Source organism: Nostoc sp. DedQUE12b, assembly GCF_034530835.1.
Classification (GTDB): Bacteria; Cyanobacteriota; Cyanobacteriia; order Cyanobacteriales; family Nostocaceae; genus Nostoc.
The window spans coordinates 93255-111108 of record NZ_JAVRCI010000003.1; the positions used below are offsets into that span (position 1 = coordinate 93255).

At 41.8% G+C, this 17854-nt stretch carries 23 protein-coding genes; 10 read left to right on the plus strand and 13 right to left on the minus strand.

The window, feature by feature from the left end; genetic code table 11:
* Positions 1-65: 65 nt before the first annotated feature.
* Positions 66-2924: a cation-translocating P-type ATPase gene (locus RMY16_RS02410; protein WP_322735121.1), complete on the minus strand. Its 2859-nt coding sequence runs from the start codon at positions 2922-2924 to the stop codon at positions 66-68.
* A gap of 630 nt (positions 2925-3554) precedes the next feature.
* Between RMY16_RS02410 and RMY16_RS02415 the strand changes: the two genes are divergently transcribed.
* Positions 3555-5225, plus strand: a complete 1671-nt coding sequence (locus RMY16_RS02415) for a transglutaminase family protein (protein WP_322735032.1) — start codon at positions 3555-3557, stop codon at positions 5223-5225.
* Positions 5226-5312: 87 nt separating this feature from the next.
* Here RMY16_RS02415 and RMY16_RS02420 read toward each other — a convergent pair whose 3' ends face one another.
* The 3 genes from RMY16_RS02420 to RMY16_RS02430 all read right to left on the minus strand — a co-directional run bounded on the left by RMY16_RS02420 (position 5313) and on the right by RMY16_RS02430 (position 7868).
* On the minus strand, positions 5313-6008 hold the full coding sequence (locus tag RMY16_RS02420) for a hypothetical protein (RefSeq protein WP_322735033.1): 696 nt from the start codon (positions 6006-6008) through the stop codon (positions 5313-5315).
* A gap of 64 nt (positions 6009-6072) precedes the next feature.
* Positions 6073-6774, minus strand: a complete 702-nt coding sequence (locus RMY16_RS02425; protein WP_322735034.1) for a hypothetical protein — start codon at positions 6772-6774, stop codon at positions 6073-6075.
* 230 nt (positions 6775-7004) lie between these two features.
* Positions 7005-7868 carry a PD-(D/E)XK nuclease family protein gene (locus RMY16_RS02430; RefSeq protein ID WP_322735035.1) on the minus strand — a complete coding sequence of 288 codons (864 nt, stop codon included), beginning with the start codon at positions 7866-7868 and terminating at the stop codon, positions 7005-7007.
* A 146-nt stretch (positions 7869-8014) separates the two neighbouring features.
* Here RMY16_RS02430 and RMY16_RS02435 point away from each other — a divergent pair, with 146 nt between their 5' ends.
* From RMY16_RS02435 to RMY16_RS02450, 4 genes are all read left to right on the plus strand, one after another.
* Positions 8015-9439, plus strand: a complete 1425-nt coding sequence (locus RMY16_RS02435) for a phosphoglucomutase/phosphomannomutase family protein (protein WP_322735036.1) — start codon at positions 8015-8017, stop codon at positions 9437-9439.
* Between the two features lie 131 nt (positions 9440-9570).
* Positions 9571-9846 (plus strand): LapA family protein, encoded by a 276-nt coding sequence (locus RMY16_RS02440; protein ID WP_322663063.1) that lies wholly within the window; start codon positions 9571-9573, stop codon positions 9844-9846.
* A 13-nt stretch (positions 9847-9859) separates the two neighbouring features.
* A complete protein-coding gene (locus tag RMY16_RS02445) occupies positions 9860-10057 on the plus strand; it encodes a DUF433 domain-containing protein (protein ID WP_322735037.1) in 198 nt (65 codons plus the stop codon).
* Positions 10058-10062: 5 nt separating this feature from the next.
* Positions 10063-10506: a DUF29 domain-containing protein gene (locus RMY16_RS02450; RefSeq protein ID WP_322735038.1), complete on the plus strand. Its 444-nt coding sequence runs from the start codon at positions 10063-10065 to the stop codon at positions 10504-10506.
* A 32-nt stretch (positions 10507-10538) separates the two neighbouring features.
* Here RMY16_RS02450 and RMY16_RS02455 read toward each other — a convergent pair whose 3' ends face one another.
* The gene (locus RMY16_RS02455; protein ID WP_322735039.1) at positions 10539-10817 is read right to left on the minus strand and encodes a type II toxin-antitoxin system RelE/ParE family toxin; all 279 of its coding nucleotides are present in this window, start codon (positions 10815-10817) and stop codon (positions 10539-10541) included.
* Positions 10807-11049, minus strand: a complete 243-nt coding sequence (locus RMY16_RS02460) for a CopG family ribbon-helix-helix protein (protein ID WP_322735040.1) — start codon at positions 11047-11049, stop codon at positions 10807-10809. The genes RMY16_RS02455 and RMY16_RS02460 overlap by 11 nt, the downstream gene beginning before the upstream one ends.
* Before the next feature lie 390 nt (positions 11050-11439).
* Between RMY16_RS02460 and RMY16_RS02465 the strand changes: the two genes are divergently transcribed.
* The 4 genes from RMY16_RS02465 (at position 11440) to RMY16_RS02480 (ending at position 12460) form a co-directional block, all read left to right on the plus strand.
* Positions 11440-11727 carry a BrnT family toxin gene (locus RMY16_RS02465; RefSeq protein ID WP_322735041.1) on the plus strand — a complete coding sequence of 96 codons (288 nt, stop codon included), beginning with the start codon at positions 11440-11442 and terminating at the stop codon, positions 11725-11727.
* 10 nt (positions 11728-11737) lie between these two features.
* Positions 11738-11974, plus strand: a complete 237-nt coding sequence (locus RMY16_RS02470; RefSeq protein ID WP_322735042.1) for a hypothetical protein — start codon at positions 11738-11740, stop codon at positions 11972-11974.
* 79 nt (positions 11975-12053) lie between these two features.
* Positions 12054-12254: a type II toxin-antitoxin system HicB family antitoxin gene (locus RMY16_RS02475; protein ID WP_322735043.1), complete on the plus strand. Its 201-nt coding sequence runs from the start codon at positions 12054-12056 to the stop codon at positions 12252-12254.
* Entirely contained in the window at positions 12251-12460 is a 210-nt protein-coding gene (locus tag RMY16_RS02480; protein WP_322735044.1) for a type II toxin-antitoxin system HicA family toxin, read from the plus strand. Before RMY16_RS02475 ends, RMY16_RS02480 begins: the two co-directional genes overlap by 4 nt.
* Positions 12461-12502: 42 nt before the next feature.
* On the opposite strand, the gene RMY16_RS02485 is transcribed toward RMY16_RS02480, so the two are convergent.
* The 5 genes from RMY16_RS02485 to RMY16_RS02505 all read right to left on the minus strand — a co-directional run bounded on the left by RMY16_RS02485 (position 12503) and on the right by RMY16_RS02505 (position 16929).
* Positions 12503-13219, minus strand: coding sequence for a hypothetical protein (locus RMY16_RS02485; protein WP_322735045.1), 717 nt, complete (start codon positions 13217-13219; stop codon positions 12503-12505).
* A 150-nt stretch (positions 13220-13369) separates the two neighbouring features.
* Positions 13370-14092 carry a Uma2 family endonuclease gene (locus RMY16_RS02490; protein WP_322735046.1) on the minus strand — a complete coding sequence of 241 codons (723 nt, stop codon included), beginning with the start codon at positions 14090-14092 and terminating at the stop codon, positions 13370-13372.
* A 285-nt stretch (positions 14093-14377) separates the two neighbouring features.
* Positions 14378-15955, minus strand: coding sequence for an NAD(P)H-quinone oxidoreductase subunit 4 (locus RMY16_RS02495; protein WP_322735047.1), 1578 nt, complete (start codon positions 15953-15955; stop codon positions 14378-14380).
* 267 nt (positions 15956-16222) lie between these two features.
* Positions 16223-16609 carry a HEPN domain-containing protein gene (locus tag RMY16_RS02500; protein ID WP_322735048.1) on the minus strand — a complete coding sequence of 129 codons (387 nt, stop codon included), beginning with the start codon at positions 16607-16609 and terminating at the stop codon, positions 16223-16225.
* Entirely contained in the window at positions 16606-16929 is a 324-nt protein-coding gene (locus RMY16_RS02505) for a nucleotidyltransferase domain-containing protein (RefSeq protein WP_322735049.1), read from the minus strand. Before RMY16_RS02505 ends, RMY16_RS02500 begins: the two co-directional genes overlap by 4 nt.
* 51 nt (positions 16930-16980) lie before the next feature.
* On the opposite strand from RMY16_RS02505, the gene RMY16_RS02510 reads away from it, so the two are divergent.
* The gene (locus RMY16_RS02510) at positions 16981-17115 is read left to right on the plus strand and encodes a hypothetical protein (RefSeq protein WP_322735050.1); all 135 of its coding nucleotides are present in this window, start codon (positions 16981-16983) and stop codon (positions 17113-17115) included.
* Here the strand turns inward: RMY16_RS02510 and RMY16_RS02515 are convergent.
* Together RMY16_RS02515 and RMY16_RS02520 are read right to left on the minus strand one after the other, a co-directional pair.
* Complete coding sequence (locus tag RMY16_RS02515; protein WP_322735051.1) at positions 17099-17326, minus strand: type II toxin-antitoxin system MqsA family antitoxin; 228 nt, start codon at positions 17324-17326, stop codon at positions 17099-17101. The two genes, RMY16_RS02510 and RMY16_RS02515, sit on opposite strands and share 17 nt — an antisense overlap.
* Positions 17323-17610: a DUF4258 domain-containing protein gene (locus tag RMY16_RS02520; RefSeq protein WP_322735052.1), complete on the minus strand. Its 288-nt coding sequence runs from the start codon at positions 17608-17610 to the stop codon at positions 17323-17325. Before RMY16_RS02520 ends, RMY16_RS02515 begins: the two co-directional genes overlap by 4 nt.
* Positions 17611-17854: the final 244 nt, after the last annotated feature.

The following is a 17854-nucleotide window of genomic DNA, read 5'->3' on the forward strand; positions in this document are numbered from 1 at the left end:
ATGTTCTTCAACTCATAACTCCTAACTCCTAACTCCTAACTCCTAACTCCCAACTCCTCACTTTTTCAAACGGCCTTCTTGCCCATAATCCGCAAAAATATCTTCTCCGCTTCAATCCACACAAACATTAAGGCACTGAAACCAATACAAACCCCCAATTCTTGCATATTCAGGTAGTGAGTACCAAAGAAATCTCGCAGGGGTGGGACGTAAACTAGCATCAGCTGCAAAATCGTGGTGACGATAACAGCCGCTAGTACAAATATATTGGAGAAGGGATTCATCTCGATGGCCAGTCGGTTGTTAGAGCGAATAGCGATCGCATGACCCATTTGGGCGAGACACAAGGTAGTGAATACCATTGTCTTCCAAGCATCCCGATTGCCCTGATACTCAGGGGCATGGGTATGTTGATAAGCCCACCACATCAAGGCAATGCTGATAATGGCAAAGATGATCCCAATGCGAATCATGTAAGAACCCAATCCCCTAGCGAAAATACTTTCGCGGGGGCTAAAAGGCGGACGTTTCATTACATCTGGTTCTGGAGGTTCCACAGCTAATGCCAAAGCTGGTAAACCGTCTGTCACCAAATTCATCCAGAGAATTTGCAAGGGGGTAAGGGGAACGCCTCCTAAACCAATTAGGGGTGCAGCTGCAATGGTGATAACTTCGCCAATGTTACTGCCCAGAATGTATTTAATAAAGCGGCGAATATTGGTGTAAACAACTCTACCTTCCTTAGTGGCGCTGACAATGGTAGCAAAGTTGTCATCAAGTAACACCATGTCACTGGCTTCTTTACTTACATCAGTGCCAGTAATGCCCATTGCAATACCGATGTCGGCTTGTTTGAGGGCTGGGGCATCGTTCACACCATCGCCTGTCATCGCCACAAATCGGCCCCGGCGTTGCAGTGCTTGGACAATTCGCAGTTTGTGTTCTGGGGAAACCCTGGCATAGATGCTTACCAGATCAACGTTTTGCTCTAATTCCTGGTCAGTCATCCGTTGCAATTCTTGACCTGTGAGGACACGATCGCCTTCTTGGGCAATTCCCAAATCGGTAGCGATCGCTCGTGCCGTTAATTGGTGGTCGCCAGTAATCATCACTGGGCGAATTCCGGCTTCTCGGCATTCTTGCACAGCTGCCCTTACTTCTGGTCGTGGCGCATCTAACATTCCCACCAATCCCAGCCATACTAAGCCTTGCTCAGATGCTTCATCCGAACCTGACGGTGGAATTTCTGCCAGGGGTTTGTAGGCAAAACCTAACACCCGCAAACCTTTACTCGCCATTTGGTCATTTTCTGTCAAAATGTTTTGGCGTTGTGCTTCGGTCAAGGGGGCTGAGTGATTGCCCAAATGAATCTGAGTCGAACGTGCCAAGATTAACTCTGGAGAACCTTTGGTAAACATTAAGTAAGGTTCAGATTGGATCAAGCCAGCGATCGCCGGGTCAACATCTCTCGAAGATGCTTCACCTGTGGCGACTCCCTCCACCTGAGAAATCACGCTCATCCGCTTGCGTTCCGAGGAAAAGGGAAACTCGGCAACGCGAGGTAACTTACTGTTCCACTGGTCTTTTTCGATTCCAGCTTTTCCCGCCAGAGTGACTAATGCGCCCTCTGTTGGATCTCCCAAAATTGCCCATTCACCTTGTTCTTTTTGCAACACTGAATCATTACAAACAGCACAGGCAACAGACAACGCTGAGATTTCTGGAGATTCCTCTAGGGAAATTTTTCGGTCATCTAACTGAAAGTCCCCTGTGGGAGTATAACCTTGGCCGGTAACGCGAAAAGTTTTGTTATTGGTGAAAACCGATTGCACGACCATTTTATTTTGCGTCAGCGTGCCGGTTTTATCAGAACAAATTGTGGTTACAGAACCCAAAGTTTCCACTGCGGGCAGTTTGCGAATCAAAGCATTTTGGCGCACCATTCGCTGGGTTCCCAGCGCCAAGGTGACGGTAATTACAGCAGGTAAACCTTCTGGCACTACAGCAACCGCCATACTCAAGGAAACTTCCAAGAGTTCTTGGATGTTACTAAAGCCTCTTGCCTGGATCACACCGCCGACGACAACGATCGCCACGAGAATCAAAGAACCCGTAACTAGGACGTTACCCAGTTGAGTCATTCGTTGCTGTAACGGCGTAGGTTCACTTTCCACCGCCTGCAACATGGTGGCAATTTTGCCGAGTTCTGTAGTCATGCCGGTGTTCGTCACCAGAACCTTGCCGCGTCCTTGAACTACTTCAGTTCCTTGAAACACGACATTTAGGCGATCGCCTAATGATGTGTCCTCCGGCAATTTTAGTGATGCCTGTTTATTCACCGCTTCAGCTTCACCAGTCAATGCCGACTCACGCACTTGTAAATTCGACTGCTCGATCAAGCGTCCATCTGCGGCTATCTGCATCCCAGCTTCCAGCAGCATTACATCCCCTGGCACTAAATCCTTGGCTGCTATCTCCACCAGTCTACCCTCGCGAATGACTCGCACTAAGGGAGAGGTCATTTTTTTCAGTGCTGCCAAGGCTTTTTCAGCACGGCTTTCTTGGACGTAACCGAGTATGCCATTGAGAATGACAATTGCTAAGATAGCGATCGTATCTTTAAATGGCACTTCACCGGGCTTCAAGCTGCCCGATCGCAAAGCCATCAGGTCTAAAAACCCAGAAATTAGAGCTACGCCAATCAGCATCAACAACATAATGTTCTTGAACTGATCCAGCAGAATTTCCCAAGCACTACGGCCAGCAGTTTCTTCAAGTTCATTGGGGCCGTATTTTTGCAATCTCTGTTGAGTTTCTTGGGGTGTTAAGCCACTGTCTGCATTACTATCAAGCAGGTCTAGCGCTTTATCAACTTCTAAACTATGCCAAACGGCGGCACCTTCAGGCAGAGAATTAGCAGACATCGTGTAGGTCACAGCAAATGGTTACAAAATTTGATCATAATTTAGTGATGGCAGGAATTGCATCTTCTAAAGTTACATTAAGGCGATCGCCCAGTTGTATGAGTGTATATGTAATTCTTAACATTTGTAAATTCCTCCTGTTTTGACATAGTATTATTTCTCACGAAAGAGTTTATCGGAACACATTGTACCGATAATTATTTAGTACCTCGCCGTAAACGTGGCGGTCGAGAACCACTAGATGTACTTGGTAAGAGCAACGCCCATTGTGGGCGGTCTTTTAACTCACCACTCTTCATCTACCCCAATCAGGGGAGCCATTGCTCGACTAGGATTTTCCATCTCAAGCAATTGGTGTGACGGCGGTAAAACCGCTTGAGTCAATGCCCTTCGGGCAGGGAAAAGGTTAAAGGGGAAAGGGGAAAGAGAACCCCATAACTAAAGTTAGGGGCTTGAAGTAAAATGCCTCAATTCTCGCGCAATAGTCTGGAATTGAATCTTTTTCCCCTCCATAAGTAAAGTTTAGGGGCTTGCACCCTTTCCCCCTTCCCCCTTCCCCCTTTCCCCTCTTCGGTCATGTTTCCTCCCCTACCTAAAGGTGAGGGTTTTTTACACTTACCACAAGGTTTTATGAGTTTTGCACTCCCCACTTTGACCGTTAGCCAGATGTTTGGGCAAAAAACAATTCGACCGCTTACTGCCGCTGCCCTGTGTGGCATTACTTTCATTAAAGATAGACTGATTGCTATTGACAGTATTAAAGGGCATCTATTGGAGATCGATCCCACTTCTGACAACAGCAAAATTCTCAATTCCCATCAAGTTGAAGAATTTACCGATGTCATCGGTTTAGCGGCGTGGGATGATACCCTGTGGGTGAGCCGAGAAAATAGTGTTTACTCGTGCAAGCTGAATGCTTTAGGTCTGGAACATTTTGTAACATTGCCTTATGCCGCTGATGGCGTTGCTGTTTGGGAAACAACAGTTTATGTCAGTTGCCAAAGGCTGGGCTACATTCTGGTTTTTGACTGCGAAACACGAAAAGAAATTACCAGATTTTATGCCCCTGGAGTTGGCATAGAGAATTTGGCAGTCAACCAAGAAATGCTATGGATTTGCGATCGCACCGAACAATCAGTTTACGCGATGGATAGGGCTACGGGAGAACTGCAATTTAGCGTTCTGACACCCTTTGAATGTCCTACAGGCATAGCGCTCCATAAAAATGACGAAACAGGCAAAGAAAGTATCTACGTTGCCTACGCCTCAGAGGAGCCTTATATCCGGGATAACCCCAATGCCGATCCGAGTCATGAATTAACATTCCGCGATCGCACTTTTATTCATCCTCTGTATTATCATTACGATCCAGATAAGCGTTACGCCCTCTCTAACGGTTATCTGATTGAAATGTCTTATGCTGAGGAAATTGCACCCTTAGACGAGGTTTATTTACCTGATGTCGAATGGCGCATCGCCTTACCATCCGAAACTGAGCGTCAAAAGGTCAAACACGTTGAACCCATTGGTATACCCTTCACCGAAGAAGTGGTACAGGGGCAACGTGTAGCAGTCTTTAAATTTGATTCTCTTGCCCCAGGCGAACGGCATATATTTGGCTGGAAAGCACTTTTGGAAGTTCGCGGTATTAAGTATCGCATCACACCCAGAGATGTGGAAAATATACCCGAACTGTCCCCAGAATTACAAACACGCTACCTAGTGGATGACGACGATTTAGCAATGGATACTACCATTGTTCGCCGTGCCGCCAGAGAAGCGATTGGTTCTGAAACCAATGTGCTACGCAAAATGCACAGCATCCGCAATTACGTTTATGATGAGTTATCCTACGGTATTAAACCTTACATTGATACACCAGATACAGTTTTAGAACGGGGCGTTGGTTCCTGTGGTGAATATGTCGGCGTTTTACTTGCCCTATCTCGTTTAAATGGCATCCCCTGCCGTACCGTAGGCAGGTACAAATGTCCTCCCCATAGTGACTTCGTAGGAGTACCGCTACAACCCGACTTTAATCATGTTTGGCTAGAATTCTACGTCCCCAATTTTGGTTGGTTGCCAATGGAATCAAATCCTGATGATATCGGTGAAGGTGGCCCTTATCCAACGCGATTTTTTATGGGCTTATGCTGGTATCACATTGAAATTGGCAAAGGTATCACCTTTGAAACGGTAACAAGCAAAGGTGAACGGCTAACCAAAGAAGATATCCCCATCGGTGATTTAGCGATTAATCATATTCGGTTCACAATTCTTAAAGAATTACCGCCTTTTTAAATTAGGGCATTGGGAATTGGGGAAAGATTATGAGAAAGTAAGTAGGGTGTGTTATGCCGTAGGCTAACGCACCTTAATACTATCTGCTTAACCATTATTTTCGTCTACTTCTAAGCTCTTATTCCTATTCAAGTATTCTTCAAATAATTCAAAAAATTTCTGTAGTGCCTCATGCTCGTCTACAGAATAGAAAAGAATTATTTTAGACCATGACTGACCTGAGTTAATTCCATATTTTTCTTCAACCCATGATTGAAAACCTTCAAATTCCCTTTCTGGCTCTGTTGGAGGTACACCAACTTCTCTTCTAGCAAAACTATATCCTCGCAAAAGCATATCTAGTCTAGTAATTGAACTAGCTCCTAAAAACATTCCTGGTCTTTTCTTTATATTACTTGGAATCTCGTTGTAAATATCAAACCGAGGAAAACTCATCTCCTCACTAAGCCTTGAAACGTCTTCACTTTTTTTAATTTTTGAATCATTTTTCTGCTTTAAGAACTGCTCAAATTCTTCAAAAAACCTATTAAAAGCAGCTCGTTCACTTCCAGAGCAAAAGAGAATTATCCCATCCCAAGATTGAGTTACATTAGTTTTTGCTCTTTCTTGTACCCACTCTTGAAACCCTTCAATTCCACAAGAGTTTATGTCAGTAAATCCGAGTGTAATTAGACTATCTATATACCCAGTTAAGAATGAACGAAGACAAGTAATTGATGGTTTGTCTATGTACATAACTGGATTTTCTTTAATCTTTTGGAGAAGCGTAAAAAGCTCTTTCATGCTAGCAATCTCTAATTTGGTGAAGATTTAGTAATTGAACAACTACATCGTGCTTTTATTAAGGTCAATCTTTTGTATCACGAGGGGATGAATTATCTGGCAGTGTATCAGCACGAACCACATCGCTAATCCATTCTCCCTCAATATTATTGTTAGAATAATTTGCATAATCATCCCATGTCATGGTGTCGCCAGTTGAGTATTCATAAACGACTCCACGAGTTTGATTATTACCATCTCCATCATTTAAACGAATCCAGGTTACATAATCACCAGATGGAGGATAACCACCACCAAATTCAATGCCTGGAGGTTGAGCTAAACTTCTAATTGCCCCTGGCGCAGGTCGCCAACTTCGAAAATGATGAGTTACAAATTTGTCAGGAGAACCAGACCTTCTGTAATGTACTGTCTGGTGAAATTTGTAATTATAAAGAACTAAAGGTTGACCTTGTGGCCCACAAACCAAATTCAGTGGATAAAAAGAACAATATTCCTCCTTAGCTTGATTTTGAGCTTTAATTGTGCTAATTGCAGCCTTCACAGTAGGAGTTAATTTTGAGCCAGCAGCAGTACATTCAGGTTGAACAGCACAAGCGTCTGGAGATAACAGCAATGCATAAACAGGTTGAGGTAAAATCCCTTTAAAAATGAGAAGAAAAAGAAACGTCCAAATTCCTACTAATCTAAATACAGATTTCTTTGCGGTTAATCGCACTAGTCTTAACTCCTTACAACCAAAAATAAAAATCAGTGTATCTGACATATAGGTTGTCTGATAGGAGAAGAAAAGAAGGTCAGTAAAAATACGAGTATTTAGTAGATTGTTTTGAAAATTGAACTAAGGTAAATAAATAAATTAATTAGGGACTTCCAAGAAATAAATTATCCCATCTTGTGGGGTGGGCGTCTCGCCCGCCCACAGTCAAAGTCAAAGGCGGGCAAGATGCCCACCCCACAATATAATAGTTGTATATTTTTTTATTTGGGAGTCCCTTAGCTATTAACTCTTAAACTTCTTAAACTGGGCAGTGGATATGATTGATGCTGCTTAAAATCAGCAAACTCGCAGATGGAATTGAATGGACAAAAGCGGCAGTGAGAGCCAGGATTAGGAGGGAAGATTTTACTGAAATTAGTAGTTTCTTCCTGATATTTTTGCAAATCGTGCTGGTGTTTATGAGCAATATTCGCCAACTCAAATTTTAAGGATTCTAATTCACTACTATTAATACTAATTAACTCTGACTTTTTACATATTTCTAAATTATAAAATGATGCAACAGCTTCTCGCCCAGGGTAAAGATAACGAGCAGCTAATAAGTAAACTAATGCCTGTCGTTTGTCAAAAGCTGATTTACCAGTTTTGAAATCCAAAATATGTAAAGTGCTATCAGACTCAATAAAAACGCAGTCCATAGCCGCGTATAAGCGAAAGCAATAATCTTCTTGTTCAACTACTATCGGTTTAGGAAAGCCTTCATCACCTGGAGTTAATTGGATAATATCTTTATCCAAAAGCAACGGCGAATCGTGATATTTTTGCAAAATTTGCAGCACACGTTGCTGGACTTGAAGGCTTGAGTTGCCTAATTTTAGTAGCTGGGCAACTCTTTCTACACCATCTGCTTGCTTCAACAGATGCCTGTGATGATGAAACTCATAAACGCCTTTTTGGGCAAGTATGCCAATTCGCTGGGGCGCAGTGGCTTGCGTTAAAAGTGCCTTGACTTGTGGTTCGTGTTGCCGTGCTTTGATAAACCCCCGTCTCATCTGGCAATGCCAGCGTTCTTGCCCAGTCGCTGGGGCAACTAGAGACCAAAGGTGATAACTGGCAAAAGGTCGATCGGGGGTTGACATTGCTCAGAAACAGTGAGAAAAAATACGGTGGGGAGAAGTTTAAGCTAAGGCTTGCTTAGAAAAGAACTTCGGAGGATACTTGCTGCTACACACGCTTTGCGGGAAGCTTTTATAGTACTGATAATGTACCGGAGCAAGTGGCAAAAATGTCTAGCAAGATAAAATTTGGTACCGATGGATGGCGAGGGATTATTGCCGATGACTTTACTTTCCCCAATGTGCGGAAAGTAACAAGGGCAATCGCCACTTACTTAGAAACAGCCTACACAAAAGATAGACCAGTACTTATTGCCTACGATACTCGCTTTTTAGCTGACCAGTTTGCCCAAACAGCGGCCCAAGTATTAGCAGACTTGGGTTGGACTGTAAAAATTACCGACCGGGATTGTCCCACACCAGTAATTGCCTACAATGCCCGTCACCTAAATTCCGCTGGGGCGTTAATGTTTACTGCTAGCCATAATCCAGCACCCTACTGTGGAATTAAATATATACCCGATTATGCTGGGCCTGCCACTCCAGAGATTACTGATACTATTGTGGCAAATATAGAAGGTGCATCGGATGAGTTGCCTGGGAGCAACCCATCAGGTTCAATTTCAATTTTCGATCCGAAACCAGATTACCTGCAATTTATCTACACTCTACTTGATGTAGAAAAGATCAAAAGCGCTAATTTAAAGGTAAAGTACGATGCTTTGTATTCTACCTCTCGCGGCTATTTAGATGAAGTTTTGCAACATAGTGGCGTTCAATTAGAAAGTTTCCACGATTGGAGAGATGTTTTATTTGGCGGTGGAATGCCTGAACCCAAAGGAGAACAGTTAGTTGAGTTAGTGGAAGCAGTAGTTCAAGATCAAGCTGATTTGGGCTTGGCGACGGATGGAGATAGCGATCGCTTTGGTATCGTTGATGAACAAGGAAACGTCCTCACTCCTAATACTGTGCTCCTACTCCTAGCACGTCATTTAATCAAAAACAAAGGTAAAACCGGCGCTATAGTCCGTACTGTGGCTACAACCCACCTGCTGGATAATTTCGCTGCTAAAAATGGGCTGCAAATTTACGAAACAGCAGTTGGTTTTAAATACATCGGCGAAAAAATGCGGGAAACTGCCGTTTTAATTGGTGGAGAAGAATCAGGTGGTTTGAGTATTATTGGGCATATTCCCGAAAAAGACGGGGTATTAGCCGATATGCTGGTGGCAGAAGCGATCGCCTATGAAGGCAAACCGCTAAGTCAACTTGTTAAAGAAGCGATCGCTGAAGCCGATGGCCCACTTTACAACAACCGCCTAGACTTGCACCTCACAGAAGCCCACAAAACCGCCGTCATCGACTCCTTTACCAAAAATCCACCTACAGAAGTAGCAGGGATTAAAGTCAAGGAAGTGGGGCGTAAAGACGGTATTAAGCTGTATTTAGAAGAAGGTAGCTGGGTTTTACTGCGTCCTTCCGGTACAGAACCACTGGTGCGCGTTTACCTCGAAACCAACACTCCCGAAAAACTCACCCAAATCGCCCAAGAGTTAGAGAGTGCCATTGCTAAACTAGAGGCAGTAGCAGTTTAATTTGTCTGAGTTAGGAATTAAAAGTTAAGAGTTATGAATTAGGAGTTAAGAGTTGTAAATTAACAATTCTTAACTCCTCATTTCTAATTTTGAGCAAAATATAACTCCTAACTCCTCATTTCGATCAAAGTATGAAAATCGCTCCTTTTTTGACATCTCTAGTTGTAGCAGTTTGGATAATCGCGATCGCAATTATTTCAGTCCAAAATGCCACACCCGTATCGTTAAAATTCTTAACATTCCAATCGATTCAGATACCAATGGGTTTAGTACTAGCTTTTAGTGCCGTTGTCGGGTTAATTGGCATGGCACTGCTACAACCTCTCTGGGGACTTGCTGGTATTAGGCAGAGTAATTCTCGATTAGAAGACGATGCGGAATTTTTTGTTGACGATGAAGATTTTTGAGGTTTGAAGCTTAGTGCAGTATCAAAACATTATTACAATCGAACCAGGAAAACGAGGTGGTAAGCCTTGTATTCGAGGAATGCGAATTACTGTATACGATGTTTTATCTTATCTTGCCTCTGGGATGACCTACGAGGAAGTGCTTGATGACTTTCCTTATTTGACACAAGAGGATATTTTGGCTTGCCTAAGCTGTACATCTGATCGATAAAGGCTATGAGCGCAACTTATAAAGCAGATTTTAATTTGTGGATTGAGCAGACAGCCCAACTATTGCGATCGCATCGCTGGCAGGAAGTTGATGTAGAACATCTGATTGAAGAGGTTGAAGGCTTGGGCAAAAGTGAACGACGGGGTATTGCCAGTCAACTAACTCGCTTACTATTGCATCTGCTTAAGTGGCAATATCAACCCCAGCGTCGCTCTGATAGTTGGCTCGATTCCATCACCGATTCTCGTACTCAAATTGAGTTAGCAATAGAAGATAGTCCTAGTCTTAAGAGCTATCCTACAGAGCAGCTAGAGGAAAGCTATCAAAGGGCACGTCGCCAAGCAGCCAAGCAAACAGGGATACTTTTATCCGTGTTTCCAGAAGAGTGCCCATATTCTGTAGAGTTAGTGTTGGATGAAGACTGGCTACCGGAAGCAAGCGATATTTGATAACTTTATTTGTGACTCTGTGGATAGTGGTGCTAATCTGGATAACGCTTTGACGTATGGAAAACCCGAAGAATTTCTACCGACTCTTCTTTGACTCGATAAATAACAATATATGGCGTGCTAGAAACTACTAGTTCCCTTGTACCTTCTATACGTCCAGTTCGCCCCATAAAAGGATAATTCTCAAGTTGACTGGCAGCAAGTTGAATCTTCAATATCACTTCCTGCGCTGCTTGTGGATTTTCTTTCAGGATGTAGCTATTTGCTTGTTCCAAATTACGAAGCGCACGACGCAGCCACTTAATCTGCATTGGTGAGCCTTGCAAAAGTCGCTTTTACTTCTTCAGCACTGGCAAAATCTCCAGCATCCGCTTCAGCAATCCCCTTTTCAATCTCTTCGATTTGCCAGCGATACATCTCTAGATAAGTGGCTACTGCCTCATTAAGTACGTAGCTGCGATCGCGATTCATTCCTGCTGCGATCGCATCAAGTGCAGCCTTCTGATCGCTATCTATCCGAAACGTAATATTTTCTTTGCTCATCGTCTTGTGAAAGTTGTCTTGCAATATATTATATTGCAAGATATTGCAATGCAACCTCATTATAGTGGCGATAGCTATTATCTCAGAGCGCCTGTAAGCCTCATACTACATAAAAAAAGCCTACATTGGCAGGCTTTTTAGAAAGTTTTGGGAGAGCGATCGCACTGTTATAAATTTGAGACTGCGATAAATGCAGTTGTTGATCCTTTTCGTGTTGAGTGCGATCGCACAGGGGCTAAAATCTCAATACAATGTACAAGCGATGTCTACGACGGGCTACGCCTACGCACTCCACTTGACGCTAAAATAATCAGTCGCAATCTTGTAGAAATGATTGGCGATGAAACTTAAAGCAGTTGATTTTCCGGGTATCACTGGTATATTGAGTCCATGAAGTTTGAGTGGGATGAGCATAAAAACCAAAGCAACATTACAAAGCATGGTTTAGACTTTGCTGATGCTTTCCGCATCTTTAATCTACCCATGCTTGTCTACCTAGATGAACGAGAGGACTATGGAGAGGAGCGGTATCTCGGTATTGGACTACTTGATGGACGAATCGTAGTAGTTATTTACACCGAGCCAGGTGAAGAAATGGTTCGGATCATCTCACTAAGAAAGGCACTGTCTCACGAACGAAAACGCTATGAACAATACCTCAAGAACCGATTGGGTTAGAGTCGATGCAATGAGTGACGAAGACATCGACACCTCAGATATTCCACCTTTGTCAGAAGAATTTTTTGCTAAAGCACAATTGCGAATGCCCAAGTCACCTGTAACAATAACAGTTAAGGTAGATCCTGATACTTTTGCTTGGTTCAAAGAGCAGGGAGAGACTGCCGAACAGCAGATGGCTGTAGCATTAAAGATTTACGCAGAAGCACACAAAGCTTATCCAGTGTCTGAGGCGAAGTCAACCTAATACAATACTAAATTGGATGTTTTTAACAATAACCTCAGTGCAGCGCTTATTAGTCGCAATCTTGTGGAGATGATTGGTAATGAAAATTAAAGCAGTTATCTGGAAAGAAGACGGTGTGTGGTGTGCTTCTGTACCTGCCCTACCAGGATGCCACACTTGGGGAGACAGCTATGAACATTTGTTAGAGATGCTGCAAGATGCAATTCAAGGTTGGTTGGAAGTTGCTAGCGAACGAGAAGAACTTGACCCGGAGAAACAGTTGGTTGAAATATCGCTATGAAAGCGGTTTCAGGTAAAGCACTGTGTAAAATTTTGGAACAGCAGGGTTGGGAATTGAAACGGATTACTGGCAGTCATCATATTTACGTAAAAGAAGGTGTTGATGTAATCCTCTCCGTTCCGGTTCATAGTAATCGAGATTTACCGATTGGAACTTTGAAAAGCATTATGAAAGATGCTGGATTTACCGAACAAGATTTGGACTAAAAGCGATCGCAATTATCCCAAGTTCATATAACAGCACTTAAGTTAGCAATTTTGGGTTAGTTGTAGCTTCAGATAATCAATGAAATCCAGAATTTCTGTATCAGTGAGTTGTAGACGCGATCGCTTGCCATATTTTTGCTGTAAATATTCCCTTCCCTGCTCTGGAGTCCAATTTAATTGAGCTAAATATGTGTCAGTTTTAGCTATAAAAACATCACGCGGTTCAGGCGTTTTTATATTGTCAATTGCTTCTGATTGAGATTGATTTTTATCTTGATTAAAATTATGAATATTATTAATTTTTAAACTTACTCTTTGTCCTAAAGCTTGCCAATCTAATTCCTTATGTCCATCCCAATTAACACCTATAGAGCGATAAGTTACTGGATCGTAAATATTACAGAATACTACTTTTTTATCTCCAGGACTAACGGCAATAGTAAGTGGATGACGCAGTTGTTCAAAAGTAAGAATATCTAAAGACAGCAATAAACCTTTACAAAAATAGGTATCACTTCCTGAACGGATAATATAGGGTTTGTCTGCCAAAACATTTAAATCTGTTCTGATAACTTCTCCGAATGTATTTTCAACCTTTTTATTAACTTCTATCCCTGTAATTACCCCAGTCAACGCTTTTTCATAAATTGGTATACGTCTTTCATCTTCAGCAAGCATATACCAACAGTGATCGGGTTCTTTGCTGACAAAGACATATTGAGGTTTTGGGACTGCTCCAAATCCTAATTTAACTTCCATATTTTTGATGAAGCTTTTGGTAAATATATTTATTGAGCAATCAGCTTTTACGATTTGTACCGTCAAGCAATGAGTTACTTTATAGATATAATTCCCTAGCCAGGAAGCTAATTAACATTAAGGCAGCAAAAAATACAAAATTTGGTGAATCTATAACAAAGTTTCTGGATCGACACCAAGCGCATTCAACCTTTCAATTAACATTTTCACCTTTTGTTCCGCTTCCACCCGCCGTTGTTCTTCAAAAGCTGTGCGTTCTTCGGCTTCTCTAATGCGTTCTTCTGGTGTCAGCAATTTTTGCCCTTCCTCGTCATACCAGTACAGCCACTCCCGCACTATACCTTGATAAATTCCCCGTTCTCGCCCAATTCCTAAACCAATTTCTGGCAGCCAAACGGGATTTCCTGACATTAAGATATATTCCCCATCAACTAGGCAATACACCTCCAAAGGTGTCTTTCTACGCCGAAGCGGACTATATACAACGTAGTATAAAATTCCTAATTCTTTGGCATAGAATTCTTTCTTGGTGCTATATTCTTCTCGATATATTTGGGAAACAACTTCTAGCGCTAAAATTGGCAGTTTATTTTCTTCCCACAGCACATAACTTAGGCGTAAATCCTCATCAATGAAGCGTTTAACTCCTAAGCTGAGAAACCCATCAGGGACGATGGCTGGTTTGTCTGGGTGATAATAAATACCCATGTCAACACCAAAGAACCAATCCCAGCGATCGCACCATACTAAAGCCAGTGTCGTTTTCAGCAAGCCGGGAATTAAATTTTGGAGTTCATTATCCACAGCAGTATCATCTGAGTCGGGTAGTTCTTCGGAAGATGGCAAACAATGCAGTGGATTGTAGTTTAACATGAGCGGTTTTGCCAAATTTGATTCTAGATAGATTGTAGGTAATCTATTGATGTTCGATCGCAGGGCAAGAATAAAGAACTATTTTTAGTGTAAACGTAGCCCGTCCTAAACATCGCCTGTGAATCTTTCTCAGTATTCACAGACTTGTGATTGCAAAATTTTACATTAAATTCATGGTTTTTTGATATTGATTACTAGAATCTCTAACTGACAATAGCAAAAAAGGGCAGGTACAAAACCCGCCCTGAAAGTAATCAATATTTAAACTAAACTAGCGATCGCTACTTAATTACCAATTTGGGGCGCAGTCAAAGAAACCTTTAGTGCATCGTCTTTTTGCTGTGCTAATGTCGGCACTGAATCACGCAATCTTGCCGTCAATTGTACAGTTGTAGCGTCATACATCTGAGTCAGCAATTTCGGATACAAACCAATACCAATAATTGGAATTAACAAACAGGCAATGATAAATACTTCACGGGGTTCGGCATCTATCAAAGCTTGGTGAGAAACTAATTCTTTGTTCTCTTCTCCGTAGAAAATTTCTCGCAACATCGACAGCAGATAAATCGGAGTTAAAATTATTCCCACTGCCATCAAGAACACTACAATGACTTTGAAAGTAGAGCTATAAGCATCACTAGTAGCAAAGCCGACAAACACCATTATTTCTGCCACGAAACCGCTCATCCCTGGCAATGCCAAAGAAGCCATCGAACAGGTGGTGAACATGGCGAAAATCTTCGGCATTCTCTTACCGACACCACCCATTTCATCCAACATCAGGGTGTGGGTGCGATCGTAAGTTGCGCCAACCAGGAAGAACAAACTCGCCCCAATTAACCCGTGGGAAACCATTTGCAACACTGCCCCACTTAATCCCAAATCGGTGAAGGAGGCAATACCAATCATCACAAAGCCCATGTGAGAAATTGAGGAGTAGGCAATTTTTCGCTTCAGGTTTCGCTGGGCAAAGGATGTTAAGGCAGCGTAGATGATGTTAACTACCCCCAAAACCACCAACACTGGTGCAAAAAGAGCGTGGGCATCGGGGAGCATTTGGGCATTCATCCGAATTAAGGCATAACCGCCCATTTTCAAAAGAATACCTGCCAATAACATGTGTACAGGCGCTGTTGCTTCACCGTGGGCATCAGGTAGCCAGGTGTGCAAGGGAATAATCGGCAACTTGACGGCGTAGGCAATCAGGAAGCCAGCATAGACGGCAAGTTGGAAATTGAGGGCGAAGTCTTTTAAGGCGAGCGATCGCATGTCAAACGTCACCGTATCGCCGTAAAATCCCATTGTCAGGGCAGACAGCAAAATAAACAGCGAACCGCCTGCGGTGTATAAAATAAATTTAGTCGCTGCATACTGCCGTCTTTTGCCTCCCCAAATCGACAGCAGAAAGTATATCGGTACTAGTTCCAGTTCCCACACCAGGAAAAACAACAGCATATCCTGGACAGCGAACACGGCAATTTGACCGCCATACATCGCCAAAATCAAGAAGTAAAATAGCTTCGGCTTGAAGGTGACAGGCCAAGCTGCTAAAATCGCCAGCGTGGTAATGAATCCAGTCAAAATAATTAGGGGCATGGATAAGCCATCTGCCCCTACTGACCAATTCAAATCTAGTTGGGGTACCCAGGGGTAACTCTCGACCAACTGCAAATCTGGATTGGAGAAATCATACCCAGTATAAAAAGCATAAACAATTAGTGCAAAATCTATCAGCCCTACGATGAGGGAGTACCAGCGTACTGTTTTGCCTTCTTTATCCGGGATGATGGGAATCAGTAGTGAAGCGGCTATCGGCAACAGAATAATCGTCGTCAGCCACGGAAAATTAGCTGTATTCATCACAATTCGTCTGCTATCAAAATCATGTTTGGCAAAAAGTCACTAGTTATTAAGTAACAGCTTTTTGAGGATTTCGTCTTCCTCGTTAGGTTGATTTAATTAAATTGGCAATCCCCTATTTTTTCTCTTGGGAGTCTTTTTTGACAGTTGCAGGCGCGGGATGTGCGTTGTGATACTCCCAGTCAAGTCAAAAATTTACCCTAAAAAAGTTGGTAAAATTATAGTTTAGGGGTGCGATCGCAATGATAAAGCTCTTTTTGTGCTTGATCAAGAGGATAAAGAGTCAATATTTGCTTTGGCATAATTAAGAATTTCGAGAGTTCTTTGAGTAATCTGATCGGCATCAGCTTGGGTAATATTAGGATCGGTATTATAGTCAGCGCGTAAACGAGTTCTTTCTGCATCAATTAAATAACGATGAAATTCACGAGGAACTCGTTGTGGACGTGCAAATCTTTCTCCAAAAGCAGTAATTACGGCTGAATGTTTAGAGTAAGCAAGTCCTTCCCCTTCTAAAAAAGCAGTAGCAATATAGAACATCGTGTAATAGCCACGAGATGCTGCAAATTCAGCAAAACCTTTTTGGTTGAGTTCTTCTGCGGCTTGCAAACTTCTCTCCGCTTTTTCTAGGAGTTTTTGTTGTTCAGGGGTCATATTAATAACCCATCTTGTCTGACATTACGAAAGAAACCACTATTATAATTTTCTAGTTGTTCACTAGTAGCAAAAGCACAACTAATTAAAACATTATATTCTAAAGATAAATCAGCAATAATTTGACTTATTTTTTCACTTTCTTGAGAATAGTTAAAGACATCTTTCAATACAATTAAAATATCAATATCTGAGTCTGGTTGTGCTGTTCCTCTAGCTTGTGAACCAAATAAAATTAGTTTGTCTAATTGTTCTCCATAGAGTTGTTTTAAATTTTCGCGTATTTGGGGTAAAACTGTTGAAATTGGTTGAAATAGCATAATTTAAAATAGACAATTACTTTGTTTTATGTCTATGCTAACTCAAAAGCGGTGTCTTCTTTGGAAGACACTTTGCAAATGGCGATCGCAGCTATCACTAAAAATACACGTTCTTGTTTAGTGGTTGTAGAAAAAAGCGATTTGATGCAAAAAAAGCATAACAATAACACTAAGCTGCATATTTAATAATCTCCAATTCTGCTCCATTATTAATAGCTGACTCTGCTTTTCCTAAAACCTGTTCGGTAACTGTATCACTTAAATAATATTCACCGCACTTATCACAAATTTCTGCTGGAACTTTTTTTAAGACAATAATACATTCATCTCTTTCTAATATCACAGTTATTAAACCAGGTTTAGTTTCTCCATGCTTACAAATTATGCATTTCATCATCTTTGTCTCCTAGTTGTAAAACCATCTAACCAAATATTAGTATCAGGAATATAAGCTGCTACTACATATCCTGTATCTGTAGCTTCATCGTAGGAAAATACAACATGAATCGGCTTACCTTCTATAAAATCCAATATTAGATAACTGGGGTAGGGTGTATCATCAGGATTTTCTTCTATCACTTCTCCATAAAAAATCGCAGTTTTTACATCTTTTTGACTGACGCGACGATAAAACATTTGTTGGATAGCATGACGGGAGAAAACTAGATTTTGACAATCCATTAATTATTTTTTTAAAATTGTAATTAGTGAGAAATTTATTATTTTGCTAAATCTTGAGTTTATATTAATTTGTAGGGTGGGTTAGCGATAGCGTAGCCCACCATAAGTATTGATAATTAATAGTGGGTTACGGCGCAAAAAGATTATTCTATATATTTTTTTCTTCTGTTCTATCGGATTATGGGAAGTTATAAAGTCTGCAACCTATTTTTTGGGATGAATCTTAATAAGATTAACTTCATTA